General features: G+C 39.7%; 10 protein-coding genes. 7 read left to right on the forward strand and 3 right to left on the reverse strand.

Annotated features, from left to right (window positions below; all coding sequences use genetic code 11):
* Window positions 1–178: 178 nt before the first annotated feature.
* The 3 genes from H1R81_RS10415 (at window position 179) to H1R81_RS10425 (ending at window position 2,123) form a co-directional block, all read left to right on the forward strand.
* Window positions 179–937, forward strand: a complete 759-nt coding sequence (locus H1R81_RS10415; protein ID WP_181840646.1) for a hypothetical protein — start codon at window positions 179–181, stop codon at window positions 935–937.
* Window positions 913–1,677 (forward strand): hypothetical protein, encoded by a 765-nt coding sequence (locus tag H1R81_RS10420; RefSeq protein ID WP_181840647.1) that lies wholly within the window; start codon window positions 913–915, stop codon window positions 1,675–1,677. The genes H1R81_RS10415 and H1R81_RS10420 overlap by 25 nt, the downstream gene beginning before the upstream one ends.
* A 131-nt stretch (window positions 1,678–1,808) precedes the next feature.
* A complete protein-coding gene (locus H1R81_RS10425; protein WP_181840648.1) occupies window positions 1,809–2,123 on the forward strand; it encodes a hypothetical protein in 315 nt (104 codons plus the stop codon).
* A 48-nt stretch (window positions 2,124–2,171) separates the two neighbouring features.
* On the opposite strand, the gene H1R81_RS10430 is transcribed toward H1R81_RS10425, so the two are convergent.
* Window positions 2,172–3,263 carry a creatininase family protein gene (locus tag H1R81_RS10430; protein WP_181840649.1) on the reverse strand — a complete coding sequence of 364 codons (1,092 nt, stop codon included), beginning with the start codon at window positions 3,261–3,263 and terminating at the stop codon, window positions 2,172–2,174.
* A 168-nt stretch (window positions 3,264–3,431) separates the two neighbouring features.
* Window positions 3,432–4,586, reverse strand: coding sequence for a low specificity L-threonine aldolase (locus H1R81_RS10435; protein ID WP_181840650.1), 1,155 nt, complete (start codon window positions 4,584–4,586; stop codon window positions 3,432–3,434).
* A 348-nt stretch (window positions 4,587–4,934) separates the two neighbouring features.
* Here H1R81_RS10435 and H1R81_RS10440 point away from each other — a divergent pair, with 348 nt between their 5' ends.
* The 4 genes from H1R81_RS10440 to H1R81_RS10455 all read left to right on the forward strand — a co-directional run bounded on the left by H1R81_RS10440 (window position 4,935) and on the right by H1R81_RS10455 (window position 12,160).
* Window positions 4,935–7,280 (forward strand): PSD1 and planctomycete cytochrome C domain-containing protein, encoded by a 2,346-nt coding sequence (locus H1R81_RS10440; protein ID WP_181840651.1) that lies wholly within the window; start codon window positions 4,935–4,937, stop codon window positions 7,278–7,280.
* Window positions 7,281–7,316: 36 nt separating this feature from the next.
* Window positions 7,317–8,771 (forward strand): DUF1501 domain-containing protein, encoded by a 1,455-nt coding sequence (locus H1R81_RS10445; protein WP_181840652.1) that lies wholly within the window; start codon window positions 7,317–7,319, stop codon window positions 8,769–8,771.
* Window positions 8,772–8,817: 46 nt separating this feature from the next.
* Window positions 8,818–10,965, forward strand: a complete 2,148-nt coding sequence (locus H1R81_RS10450; RefSeq protein WP_181840653.1) for an FN3 associated domain-containing protein — start codon at window positions 8,818–8,820, stop codon at window positions 10,963–10,965.
* A 190-nt stretch (window positions 10,966–11,155) separates the two neighbouring features.
* Window positions 11,156–12,160: a phosphotriesterase gene (locus H1R81_RS10455; protein ID WP_181840654.1), complete on the forward strand. Its 1,005-nt coding sequence runs from the start codon at window positions 11,156–11,158 to the stop codon at window positions 12,158–12,160.
* Window positions 12,161–12,166: 6 nt separating this feature from the next.
* Here H1R81_RS10455 and H1R81_RS10460 read toward each other — a convergent pair whose 3' ends face one another.
* Window positions 12,167–13,435, reverse strand: coding sequence for a DUF2264 domain-containing protein (locus tag H1R81_RS10460; RefSeq protein WP_181840655.1), 1,269 nt, complete (start codon window positions 13,433–13,435; stop codon window positions 12,167–12,169).
* Window positions 13,436–13,510 lie beyond the last annotated feature (75 nt).

Raw genomic sequence — 13,510 nt, forward strand, 5'->3', positions numbered from 1 at the left:
TTACAATAAAAACACGTAAAATCTAACAAATTAGTATTGTAAGGATACACAATCGGTTTATATCCAATAAAATACAAAAATCTACCGGAAACAAACTTTCTCTATCCACCTACAAATTGTTGCTTCTCTCAGAAATGCAGGTATCGGATATTTGTTGGACAATTAAATCAGGATAATCATGAACGAAAATATCATATATAGAATGTGTTTCTTTTCAATATTTTATGCCATTTGCTTTGCTGGTATGTATTTCTATGGTAGAAAAGGTTTTCCGGTATTAGCTCCTGTTTTGTGTACAGGGTTATGGCTGTTTTTTACTATTACTATGCATTATGCAGGGGGTGCAACTATGAGTTTATTAGCGTTGCTTACCGTTATAATCTTATTATTTGTTCTTAAACCCCCACCTGATAATAGCATACAGCTATTCTTCAGTGAAAACAAAATCTATAAATCCGAGGAAAAACCCAAAGCCGTTATAGATCTATTGGGGAATAGAAAATGGTTATTAGCTGAAGGTAGGCTATATACCCGTTCTAACGAATGGGTTAGGTATTTGTTTTGGCAGGGGAGCAGTTCTTTTGGCTATTTTAACGGGAAAAACTATGTTAGCAACCATAGGTATTATCTGGCTTTTATTTTTGAACCGAATACAGTAAGCGAACATTTCAAGAAAAAAGCCGAAGCTCTTATGGATAAATCGCACTATACTTGGAAAGAAAAATGGAAGTATTTCTTTACGCTTGATACTGATAAGCCTTATTTAGTAACTACTACGACCGATGGTGGATTTGTAATAGCTTATGACACTTTTGTAGATGCAAAAGTGTACGCTAAAAACTTAGCCTGGATAAAGGCTAATATTGAAATAGCTCCGAAAAGTAATCAACATACGGCAACCTATCAACCATCATGGCAATCAAGAGCTTCTTCTTAAGTCTGGTGCTGACTCTTTTCTTGGGCTACTCGCTAACAGTAGGATTGACCACAAAAGGCTCTTTTCTATATAAGATTCCGGACTGGGGAGGGTACATACTCCTGATAACAACTGGGATACTCTATATTTTGGCTTTCTGGTGGGGAATAAGGGGGTTTCTGGAACATAAATTTTTAAGCCTGATTTCATTAGGACTTAGTGGTTTTGGTATTGCGTGCTATGCTCTTTTTATTTCTATGGAAATAGATAGAGGAAAGCCATCGCCAAGGCAGTTTGAGTATGATTTATCTGAAATTCCTGCACAGGAACAAGCAGCTATCCTTTCGTTTGCCAAACAGACAAGAACACCGGAAAGTGAAATTCGCTTGACCGAATACTGGAAACTACAGAACTTTCCGCTGGCAGTCTGCATTCAGAAAGGCCATGTGATCGGGGTAGGTCTGACAGATAAACCCATAACTGATATATCAATTCTATCTTCTTTGTCAGAATTGAACAGATTGTATCTGAAAGGAGCTCATCTGAAAGATTTAAGCGATTTGCAATTACCGAAGTTATATCGTTTAGAATTACAGAATAATGAGTTTTCCGATTTGACAAGTTTTTCAGGCATACCCAATGTTGAGTGGCTTTTTGTTCAGAATAATAAACTGAGAACATTAAAAGGAATTGAGCAGATGCCTAAGTTAAAGGAAAAGATTTTTAGCGGAAACCCTGGCCTGGATAAAAATCAGAGATAATCTCCCGATGACCAATTTTACTATTATTTATTTTTATGAATCGCTCACAAGCTTTGATGATATTTGCTATAGTAGTTGTTTTTCCAATCTTTTTTGGCTGTTTATAGAGTGGGGTCTGCTACCTGATAGGTATGGTAGGGGGTTGGCAGACCTTAGCGAGAAAATATGAAACGACCAAAGATATACAGGTAGACCAGCAGTTTGCTAATGAAAATGGCAAATTTGGTTTGTCAAGATATAAGTTTACTTTGACTGTCGGATTCTCAAAGAGAGGTCTTTTTTTTGCCAATAATCCGTTTTTCAGAATTGGACACCCACCTATGCTTATTCCCTGGAGTGCTATCAGGGTCATTTCAGCCGACGGCCTGTTTTTGCATATTAAAGCTGATGAAACAGATATATGGTTAAGCAAAAAATTCTTTGCTGATATTCGGATGCATTTGTAAAGAGTATAGTTTTAAAATTGATGAAACCTGAAAGACTAAAAAACGAGACTATTTTTCCACTCTTGTAACCCAGAACCGTTCTCCTCTGAATTGGCACCAAGCTTTACTGGCGACCCCTGCCTCATTTTTTACAAAGAGAATATTCATATTCATTGATGAAAAATAGTCGGGGGCATCTTTGTAGAGATGGAAAAAATTCCGGGTATCTCTTCCATTCCAGATAAAATACAGCATATTTTCTTTTTGGCTTATCTCTAATTTTCTGCCTGTAGCATCTTTGTAAGTCCCTTCATAAGCGGCATATTCTTCTGTTCTATTTTTGACTTTTGGCAGCGCACAAGTGGTTATACTATCTATTTCCTTTATCAGTTCATTGGCAAATGATGCCATGTTTTTCTGCCCTTTTTCTTTGGTACCTAATGCTGCATAGCCATTAATACCACTTGTATTGAGGTTTCCGGTCTCAATCATTATGGGGGTCATATTGCCACTTTTACCTTTCATGCTGGAATCATTCACAGCCTTAGTCATATCTACTAAATCGGGTCTCAAACTCAACACATTCGAAGTTTCTATTTCATCGGCATGGCCGCTATAGGCTTTAGTTCTGAAATTTGCTTCGGCTATTTCGAATGCGGGGCGGCTGTATTGGCTATAATAGAGCAAGATACCTTCTTCAGCCAGGGTTTTGGCAGCCGTTTCAAGCGTAGGAGTAGTACTGACCCCTACATTAATGATATAGAATCTTCGTGGACCATAGCCTGCCAGGCTTCTTACAATCTCAACTACCATATTGGTAGCTGTGGCAAAGGTAGTACTGGTAGAGCCGGGATATTTTAAAAAGGCAGGGTAAAACCCATAGCTCACCACTGGTGTAATCACTACTTTTCTTTCTAAGGCTACTCTTTTAGCCAACCCTTCTGCTTGTATAAAATCGGTTGCAAGTGGCAGATGAGGCCCATGCTCTTTAGAGGCGGCTCCCAAAGGTATTACTACTACAGTTTCATTATTGAGTATCTTTTGTGCTTCTGTCCAGCTAATGTCTTCTAAATAAATGGCTTGGTTGGCCGGGTTTCTTTGTTGTGCCATAGAGGCAAACGAGAGAATTGTAATGAGTAAGAAGATGATAATTTTATTCATATAGTTTACTTTAATTAAAAGGGAAACGTAATTAATAATTTATGGCTTTATTAATTTTACAATTATTAGGGTATTTATTCCGTTTTTTGCCAGATTAGCCAATTGTTATTAAAAAGGTTCCCACCATAATGGTAACCTTTTTATGCTTACATATACCCTTGTGGAAATCTATTTAAGACTATTCATGAACCCATTTTCCAACGCCTGAACGTTAGTGTTCAATAATGATTCATTGACTAATAAATTAAAAGCATTAGTTTCGTTGGGGCGGGCAATGATTCCATTTTTCTTTAGGTTTTCGGCAAATGTTTTTGGTACAATCCCCTTTACTGTCATTTTGAAAATATTAGTTCCGTTTGAGACGCGTTGTATTTCAAAGCGATCATGACCATCTAATTTTTTTATCAATTCTTCACCTATATTGACAGCTTTGCTATATCTATCCGAAAAACCATCTAAATAATGCATAGCTACAGCCGCAAACGCCCATACCTGATGCAGGCCTCCACCGAACATCCGGCGGACATGGTACATGGGTTCAATCAGTGCTTTTGGCCCTGCTAATACGGCACCGGAAGCTGCATTGAAATATTTGTAAAGAGAAATATAAACCGTATCGAATAAGGAAGCATAAGTAGCAGGGCTGATACCTGTATAGGCTGAGGCAAGGAAAAGCCTTGCGCCATCTAAATGCATTTTAATATCATTGGTTTTGGCTAAGGCAGAAATCTGTTTCATTTGTTCATAATCAAATAGCTCTCCGGTTTTCCTACGCACTGGAGACTCGATAGAAATAACCCCCACTTTAGAAGCTACTCTACCTCCGGCAGTGCGTTTCAGTACTTCATTCACTTCATCAACCGTAAAGGTAGCCTTATCAAACCCCAGAGGAATCAGATTAAGATTGCTTAATGTCTGCACACAATCCCCAGTATCATTATACACATGGCTTTCATGTTGCAGAATCACTCTATTGTTATTCCCTGCCAGAGTTCTGATTGCTAAATGATTGGCTAAAGTTCCTGTGGGCATAAACACTGCTGCTTCTTTTCCGAGAATTTGAGCCATCTTGTTCTCTAATTCTTCTACACAACCTTTTAGTGAATAATTATCTTCTGCAAAATTACCTTTTTTAGAGATTTCGCTTAATAACTGACTATATGCCGCTGGAGAAAGGTTTAATCCATCTGAGACAAAATTAACTATGTTTTCTGATGAACCCCTGACAGCATCTGTGGCTCCAAAAGCCTGAGCAGATAAAGAGGGAGCAAATGAAAGCGCAGAAGACATCTTCAGAAATTTCCTGCGTTGGAAGTGGTTCATGGGTTTGTGTCTGTTAATGAGAGAATGACTAAAATTAATGAGAAATTTTAAGTATTGGAAGCAGCTTAAGGTAATTATTCTGAAAATCAGATAGTCATAATTAATGTGTTAGCGTATTTAATGGAAATCTGATGTTTGAAGTAATTTGACGGGTAAACCTATCGTTTAATATTAACCCTTTGGCCTTATGCATAATCTACAATTTTTTCTATACATTTGTCATGAACTCGTCTATACAAGTACTTGACTATGAATTATTAAAATTTTTTAATAATGTTTGAAAATGTTTTATTTTTTCTAAAAAAAGTACTAATTTTGTTTTCTGGTAACCTCTATTTAACACCCTGAATGAAAACCTTAACCGTAAAACTCAAATACTTTTTTCTCGTTTGCCTTATTACGGTAGGCATCGCTTCTGTTGTCTGGAACTGCACGAATGCTTCAGCCGAAACATCGGCTATACCTGATGAAGTAGACTTTAACTTTCATATCCGCCCGATTTTATCTGACCGTTGTTTTAAATGTCACGGGCCAGATGCCAATAAAAGAGAGGCTGATCTACGATTAGATACCCCGGAAGGAGCCTTCGCTGCATTGAAAGATAATCCGAAAGCCCATGCTCTTGTGGCAGGTAACCCCGCAATGTCAGCCGTGTTTCTGAGAATTACCTCAAAAGATTCTACGCAGATTATGCCTCCGGTAGACTCGAACCTGAAACTGAGCCAACACGAAATAGATTTGATTGAGAAATGGATTAAGCAGGGAGCAAAATATAAGCCTCACTGGGCATTTATTGAGCCGAAAAAGACGAATGTTCCGAAGGCCGACGAAGACTGGGTAGTGAACGAAATTGACAATTTTGTGTATGACAAAATGCGTGAAAAAGGACTTAAACCTAACGAAGAAGCGGATAAGGAACAATTATTGAAACGGGTAAGCCTTGATTTAACCGGATTGCCTCCAACATTAGAAATGCAGGAGAAATTTCTGAAAGATACCTCACCTGATGCTTATGAAAAAGTTGTAGATGAACTCTTAAGAAATAAGCATTACGGAGAAAAAATGGCTACCTATTGGTTAGATGTAGCCCGCTATGCCGATTCTCATGGGTATCAGGACGATGGTTTGCGAACCATGTGGCCCTGGAGAGATTGGGTGATTCATGCCTATAATGATAATTATCCTTACAGTAAATTTTTAAGCTGGCAACTGGCCGGAGACTTATTGCCTAATCCTGATGGAAGTAATAAACCCACGAAAGAAATGCTGTTGGCGACAGGATTTAACCGTAACCATAAGATTACACAGGAAGGTGGGGTAATTGACGAAGAGTATCGGGTTGAATATGTTACCGACCGCACCAATACTTTTGGTAAATCTTTCTTGTCATTAACGTTTGAGTGTGCCAAGTGTCATGACCATAAGTATGACCCGATTTCTCAGAAAGATTATTACAGCACTTTTGCCTTCTTTAATCAGGTGCCTGAAAAGGGTTTGTTCGGAACTATTGATGCCTCTTATGCCGACCCGCCGAATATGGCGATTACAGATGCTGATGTGAAATCATTACTGAAGTTTATCAATAAGAAAGACACGGCTAAAGTAATGGTAATGGTGATGAAGGATACCACAAAATTACGCACCACTTATGTACTGAACAGAGGTAATTATGATGCGCACGGAGACTCGGTAACTTTTGGTGTACCTAAAAGCATTTTATCATATGATACCACCAGGTATGGTAAAGGCCGTTTGGGGCTGGTTAAATGGCTTTTAGATGATAAAAATCCGCTGACAGCCAGAGTATATGTAAACAGACTGTGGGCACAGTTTTTTGGCAGAGGCATTGTGAAAACTCTTGGGGATTTTGGTATGCAGGGAGAGCTACCCTCGCACCCTCGATTGCTTGACTGGCTGGCTGTTGATTTCAGAGAAAAAGGATGGAATGTGAAGCGGCTGGTTAAACAGATGGTGATGTCGGCCACTTATAGGCAATCATCGGTTATCACTGAAAAGCATCTCAAGACCGATCCTGAAAATATTTTGCTGGCACGTGCTTCACGGATTCGCCTACCCGCAGAAAACGTGCGAGATTATGTATTAGCGAGCAGTGGTATTCTGAACGATGAAATAGGTGGGCCAAGTATTAAACCCTATCAGCCTAAGGGATTGTGGGAGGTGGCAACTTCGGGCAGAGGGAGTTTATCAAGATATGTACAAGACCATGAGTCTGAACTTTATCGCCGTGGGATGTATGTATTTATCAAACGTACCGTTCCGCCACCAACTATGCTTATTTTTGATGCCAGTAACCGTGACCAATGCGAAGTTCAAAGAGTACGGACGAACACACCTTTGCAGGCATTAGTGATGATGAATGATCCACAAATGATTGAGGGCTCCAGAGTTCTGGCAGAAAATCTGACCCTTGAAAAAGGCTCAATAGATGAAAAGTTAGAGAAGGCATTCAGAATGGTGCTTTGCCGGATGCCTAAAGAAAAAGAAATGGCTGTGATTAAGCAGTATTTTGATAACGAAGCAGGCTTGCTGAAAAAAGACCCTAAAAGAGCTGAAAGGCTTTTGAATATAGGCGAATACCAGCATGAGACGGTTAAAGACAAAGCGTCGGCGGCAGCCTTAATGCAGACAATACAGATGTTATACAACATGGAAGAGGCTATTATGAGAGTTTAGCTCTCTGTCGCTTTTCCTTTATCATAAATTTTTCCGATGGAAAACGAGTTTTTCAAAAACAGGCTAAATATCACTCGCAGACATTTCCTGAGCAAGTCGGCGGTAGGTTTGGGCAGTATGGCATTAGGTTCGTTATTGATGCCGAATTTATTTTCGGGCGAAGAAGAAAATCTTGCCCAGTTGCCTTTGGGGCTGCCACATTTTGCACCTAAAGCCAAGCGTATTATTTATCTGTTTCAGAATGGTGCGCCCTCGCAATTAGAGACTTTCGACTATAAACCATTATTGAATAAAATGGCAGGAGAAGACTTGCCGGAATCTATCAGAGGAGGACAAAGACTGACGGGTATGACTGCCAATCAAACCAAGTTTCCTTTGATAGGCTCTTATTTTGGTTTTAAGCAATACGGGCAATCGGGGGCATGGGTGAGTGATATGCTGCCCAATATGGCCAAGATTGTTGATGAGCTCTGTATCATTAAAACCATGAATACAGAGGCTATCAACCATGACCCTGCACTGACTTTTATACAAACCGGAGCACAGGTAGGTAACCGACCAAGCATGGGAGCCTGGATGAGCTATGGTTTAGGTAGTGAGAATAAAAATCTGCCTGCTTTTTGCGTACTGCTTTCTCGTGGTCGGGGGAATGGGCAAGGTGTTTATTCTAAATTGTGGACAAACGGTTTTTTAGATTCAACCCATCAGGGTGTAGTTTTCAGCAGTGGCGAAGACCCGATTTTGTATCTGAAAGATATTGATGGTATCGACAAAGATTCCCGCCGCAGAATGTTGGATAAATTGTCAGAACTCAATCATTTAGGTTTTGAAGCAAGTGGTGACCCGGAAGTACAAGCCAAAGTACAGCAGTATGAAATGGCCTACCGGATGCAAACGGCTGTACCTGAATTGACAGACCTTTCAAAAGAACCTGACCATATTGTGAAGATGTATGGCCCAGAGTGTCTGGTACCGGGTACTTATGCGGCCAATGTATTATTAGCAAGGAAACTCTCTGAATCGGGTGTGCGTTTTGTGCAGTTATACCATCAGGGGTGGGATCAACACGGTAATTTACCTAATGAAATGCCATTGCAGGCCGAAGATGTAGACCGCTCATCTGCGGCATTGATTATGGATTTGAAACAAAGAGGTTTATTAGATGAAACCTTGGTAATATGGGGTGGCGAATTTGGTAGAACCAACTATTGCCAGGGGACTTTTACAAAAGATAATTATGGTAGAGACCATCACCCAAGAGCTTATACTATCTGGATGGCAGGTGGCGGAGTAAAACCGGGTATTGTGTATGGCGAAACGGATGAATTCGGCTATAATGTGATTAAAGACCCTGTACATATCAATGATTTCCATGCGACGGTTATGCATCTGATGGGCTTGAATCATGAACAACTGACTTATAAACACTTAGGCAGAAGATACAGACTGACTGACGTAGCAGGTAAATTAGTACCAGGCATCATAGCCTGACCTTGCTTCTTAGTCTCTAACCACCTATTGCACCCTAAACACATCAATGAATCGTTTTTTTAAAGTTTGCTCGTATCTTCTACTGGTAGGTAATATTTTGTTATTATTCTTATTCTTGTTTGAAGAGAAGGTAAGGATTCCTGTCTGGATTAGTCCGTTTGGCAGGTTACACCCTGCGCTTTTACACCTTCCGATAGGTTTCTCGGTTATTCTGGTCATATTCTTATTCTTCAAAAAGGAATTTGAGCCTAAAAGTTATACATTCTTTGTAAAACTGATTTTAATTATTACAGCCGTCACTTCATGTATTACTGCGCTGATGGGCTTCTTCTTATCTAAAGAAGGTGGATACGATGCAAAACTTTTACAATGGCATAAATGGACGGGCGTAGGCGTAAGCTTATTTACCTATGCACTAACGTGGTTTTATGAAGAACTATCGCAGAAAACAAGAGCGATGCAATTACTCTCTGCGGGAGGTTTAATACTTTTCATTCTCGCCGGACATTTTGGAGCGGCTATCACACACGGAGAAAACTATGTATTTGAAGCCTTTGAAACGAAAGAAAAAGTACCAATATTTTCGCAGGATAGTAGTATGTATCGGGCAGCAATTCTGCCGATTTTAGAAAAAAAGTGTATGAGTTGCCATAATGACCAGAAAGTGAAGGGAGAGCTCAATATGAGTAGTATTGCTAAGATACTGAAAGGTGGTAAACACGGGGTTCTGTGGAAAGCAGGTGATACATTAAATAGTATTTTGTTAAAAAGGGTGTATCTGCCAATAGAACAAAAAGAACATATGCCTCCCAAAGGCAAGGAACAATTGACTTTTGATGAGATAGCACTCTTAACTGCCTGGATTAAAGAAGGGGCTGATATGAAGAAGGCTGTAAAAAATTATGTGCCTTTGTCAAAAGCCAGATCTTTAGCTTTTAAAATATCTGGCGGTAGCCGATCTGAAAAGGTTTACAGTTTTTCAGAAATCTCTGAAAATACTCTGGCAGAAGTTAATACGCCTTTTTGTGTTGTGACTCCTTTGGCAACAGGTTCACCAGCATTGGAAGCAGAGTTTTTTGTGAGCAGGAAATTTGACCGTAAATCTTTAGAGAATCTTTTAAAAGTACAGGAACAATTGGTTGAGTTAAGTCTGGCAAAAATGCCTGTAACAGACGCCGATATTAACCTGATTGCCAAATTCCCGAACCTTGAAAAACTGAATCTGAATCAGACCGATATTACAGGGGCTACTTTAGACCAACTGACTCAATGCAGGCACTTGAGTTCAGTTGCTTTGTCGGGTACAAAAATAAATAAAGCGCAATTGCAGAAACTGATGGCTCTACCCGCTTTAACAGAAGTTTTTGTGTGGAACACTTCACTTGATTCAGTAGCTATACAAGAACTTACTAAAAAATACCCTAAAGTAGCAATTGATGCAGGGTACAAAGCAAACCCCAATGAAATCCTGAAACTTAATCCTCCTATTTTAGTGAATGAAGATTTTATTCTGAAAAAGAATATGCCTGTTGAATTGAAACATACACTCAAAAATGTACAGATTCATTATACTTTAGATGGTACCGACCCTGATTCTACCACACAAACTATTTATAATAAACCACTGGCTATAGATAATTATACAAGAATTAAGGCAATGGCTACCAAAGATGGCTGGCGGGCCAGTGGCAAGGTAGATTATACTTTCTTTAAATCAAGTTTCAGCGCTGATACTGCGATACTGCTCTCTGAACCTAATGAACGATACAAAGGCAAAGGAGCAAAAAACCTGATAGACTTAAAGAAAGGCCCTAACGATAATCATGGCGATGCGGCATGGTTGGGGTATCAGAATAAGGATTTTGTGAGTTTAATTGAATTTAAAAAACCAGTACCACTTACATCTGTTACAGTTGCTTATCTGCAAAGGATAGGTTCGCATATCATGCCGCCTGCTTCGGTAGAGGTATGGGGGGGTGATAATGAAGCTGATCTGAAGAAATTACAGAGGGTGATTCCGGCGCAGCCTGCAAAAATGGAAGATAAGGCTAATTTAGGTATTAACGTGCCGATTCAGGCGGGGTTATATAAGGTGTTAAAGATAGTAGTAAAACCTTTGCCTAAGCTCCCTAAATGGCATAATGACAAAGGCAAGCCTGGTTGGTTTTTTGTGGATGAGATATTGTTTAATTGAGTGATTAAATTGTCTGAACTTTGATTTACCTGATTTTTGTGATTATAATGATTAGTATTTGAATTGATTTTTATACTATATCAGCATTTAAATAAAATCCAATCATTGTTTTTTAGGGAAAAATCAAAATTCAGTTAAATCATTTCAATCAGGTAAATCAAAGTTCAGACAATTTAATCACTCATTTCCCATGCAAATCTCCCGACGATCATTCTTACTAATCAGTCTTGGCTCATGGGCTTTTACGATGAAAAAGCCGCAGGTGATGACTATTAATGGCTGGATAAATGTTTCAGAAATGGGAAAGACCCTGATACATGAGCATTTTTTAGTTGATTTTATCGGAGCAGATAAAACTAATACAAGCCGCTGGGATAAGGAGAAAGTAATTGCCAAAGTATTGCCTTATCTGTTGGAGGTAAAAGCCTTCGGGATAAAAACTGTTTTCGATTGTACGCCTGCTTTTCTGGGTAGAGATGTGGAACTGCTGAAATTATTGGCTAAAAGAAGTGGTTTACATATAATGACCAATACAGGCTACTACGGTGCCATGTACAATAAATACCTTCCGCAATGGGCTCATACAGAAACAGCCGAACAATTAGCCGATAGATGGATTATAGAATTTAAAAATGGCATTGATGATACAAAGGTAAAACCCGGATTCATTAAAATAGGGGTTGATAGTGGCAAGACCCTGACCGATATTCACCGGAAATTAGTAAAAGCTGCCGGATTGACTCATTTAGCTACTGGGCTTACTATCTGCTCTCATACAGGCCCTGCCCATATTGCATTTGAGGAAATAGAGATACTCAAAAATATGGGCGTAAGTTCATCTGCCTTTGTATGGGTACATGCCCAATCAGAAAATAATAAAGCTGAGTATACCAGAGCCGCACGGCTGGGTACATGGGTAAGTCTGGATGGCATAGGCTGGGGAGGTTTCCCTGCCTATGCCGATTCTATTGATTTAATGAAGTCGAACGGGGTTTTAGGCCGCTTATTGATTTCTCATGATTCCGGATGGTATAAGCCTGATGAACCCGATAGTAATGATTTTAAAGGCTATACCAATATCTTCAAAGAATTAATGCCTTTGCTCAGACAAAAAGGCTTTACAGATGGTGATTTTGAGCAAATATTAGTTAAGAATCCGGCAGAGGCTTTTGCTATCAGAGTCAGAAAAACCTAACCCTTATTAATACCCCACTGCCTTATCCCTTTTAAATGGCTTACCAGACCAGGCTTTCTGTTGTGTCCATTCTGCATCGGCATCTACCCAGAATGGGTCTGTTGCCGGTAAACCTAAAGGAAGGAAGCCTAATGTTGTCAGATACATACTACCTGCATTAGAATAAGAATCAGCAATGCCGGGTTGATGCCCTGCAAATCCTAAACTTAGCCAGCCTGCTTTATCAAATACGCCTTCCTGCGCAAACATTCGTTTCATAACCGCGGTTAAGGCACATCTTACCTGGGCAGGGCTAACACCTTCTGGTAATTGACGCAAAAGGGTTGTATGAGTCAAAGCCTGAAAAGCTCCTAAACGATAGGTAATGCTACGCCCAAAAGGAGGGAAGCTACCTTCGGGAGAAATTAACCGCTCCAGAAAATCAGCCTGACGCTGCATTCTTTTTACTGCTTTGGTGTACTGGTCTTCCAGATTCTGGTTTTTCTTCTCCGGCGATTGTTTTTGATGGACTTTCAATAGCGTATCCAATACATCAACAATCATCGGGTGAATGACAAATGAATTATAATAATCCATGTGAAAAACCTCTCCGTCTTTAAACCATCCGTCACCCACATACCAATCTTCAATTTTTCTCAACCCGAATTCAATTCTGAAACGGTCGGCTTCTTCTCCGACAGCTAATAAAAAGACTTCTACAGTAGCTGCAAATAATAGCCAGTTATTGTTAGGGGGTACTACTCTTCTCAATAATCTGAACTCTTCTATGACACGTTTTTTAGTCGTTTCGTCCAAAGGCTTCCACAGCGCATCCGGGGCTTTCAGTAAACTCTGGGCTAAAAATGCGGCATCAACGAGGGTTTGCCCTTCTTTTCTCCAAAGCATATAATCAGGGTTAGCAGGGTCAACACTATTCTGAATGCTTTTCAGCGCATAGTTATGAAGTTGTTTGCGTAGTTTACCTTCTTCCGAATTATCATCAGGTAAAGCTAACCAGGGAGCAATACCTACCATTGTACGGGCAAACCCTTCAAGATATGCTACTTTTGCATTCCGGTTATCCCAGGCAGGGCTGTATTCTACCGGCCAGTTTTTTTGTAAGGTACTTTCGCTTAGATTTTTTAAGACCGGTTCTGCAATTTTATAGAGGAGTTTTGCCCAGTAAAGCCGGGTATTTTCTTGTGGGGTAGCTGGTGTGGCACTAACAGTCGCTGGAGCTGTAACCACAGCCAACCCTGCGAATGTGTTTTTCTGAATAAAATCTCTTCGGTTCATAGTTAAGGCATAATTTCCCGGCAAGTTAGTTTTAAAACTACTTGCAAGCAATTGCAATGCTTGATAAAAGCCGGA

This window comes from Emticicia sp. BO119, assembly GCF_013912375.1.
Classification (GTDB): domain Bacteria; phylum Bacteroidota; class Bacteroidia; order Cytophagales; family Spirosomataceae; genus Emticicia.

Bases quoted from the DNA above. Each gene is read 5' to 3' on its own strand.
- H1R81_RS10415 (WP_181840646.1), top strand. From the start codon at position 179: ATGAACGAAAATATCATATATAGAATGTGTTTCTTTTCAATATTTTAT.
- H1R81_RS10420 (WP_181840647.1), top strand. From the start codon at position 913: ATGGCAATCAAGAGCTTCTTCTTAAGTCTGGTGCTGACTCTTTTCTTG.
- H1R81_RS10425 (WP_181840648.1), top strand. From the start codon at position 1,809: ATGGTAGGGGGTTGGCAGACCTTAGCGAGAAAATATGAAACGACCAAA.
- H1R81_RS10430 (WP_181840649.1), bottom strand. From the start codon at position 3,263: ATGAATAAAATTATCATCTTCTTACTCATTACAATTCTCTCGTTTGCC.
- H1R81_RS10435 (WP_181840650.1), bottom strand. From the start codon at position 4,586: ATGAACCACTTCCAACGCAGGAAATTTCTGAAGATGTCTTCTGCGCTT.
- H1R81_RS10440 (WP_181840651.1), top strand. From the start codon at position 4,935: ATGAAAACCTTAACCGTAAAACTCAAATACTTTTTTCTCGTTTGCCTT.
- H1R81_RS10445 (WP_181840652.1), top strand. From the start codon at position 7,317: ATGGAAAACGAGTTTTTCAAAAACAGGCTAAATATCACTCGCAGACAT.
- H1R81_RS10450 (WP_181840653.1), top strand. From the start codon at position 8,818: ATGAATCGTTTTTTTAAAGTTTGCTCGTATCTTCTACTGGTAGGTAAT.
- H1R81_RS10455 (WP_181840654.1), top strand. From the start codon at position 11,156: ATGCAAATCTCCCGACGATCATTCTTACTAATCAGTCTTGGCTCATGG.
- H1R81_RS10460 (WP_181840655.1), bottom strand. From the start codon at position 13,435: ATGAACCGAAGAGATTTTATTCAGAAAAACACATTCGCAGGGTTGGCT.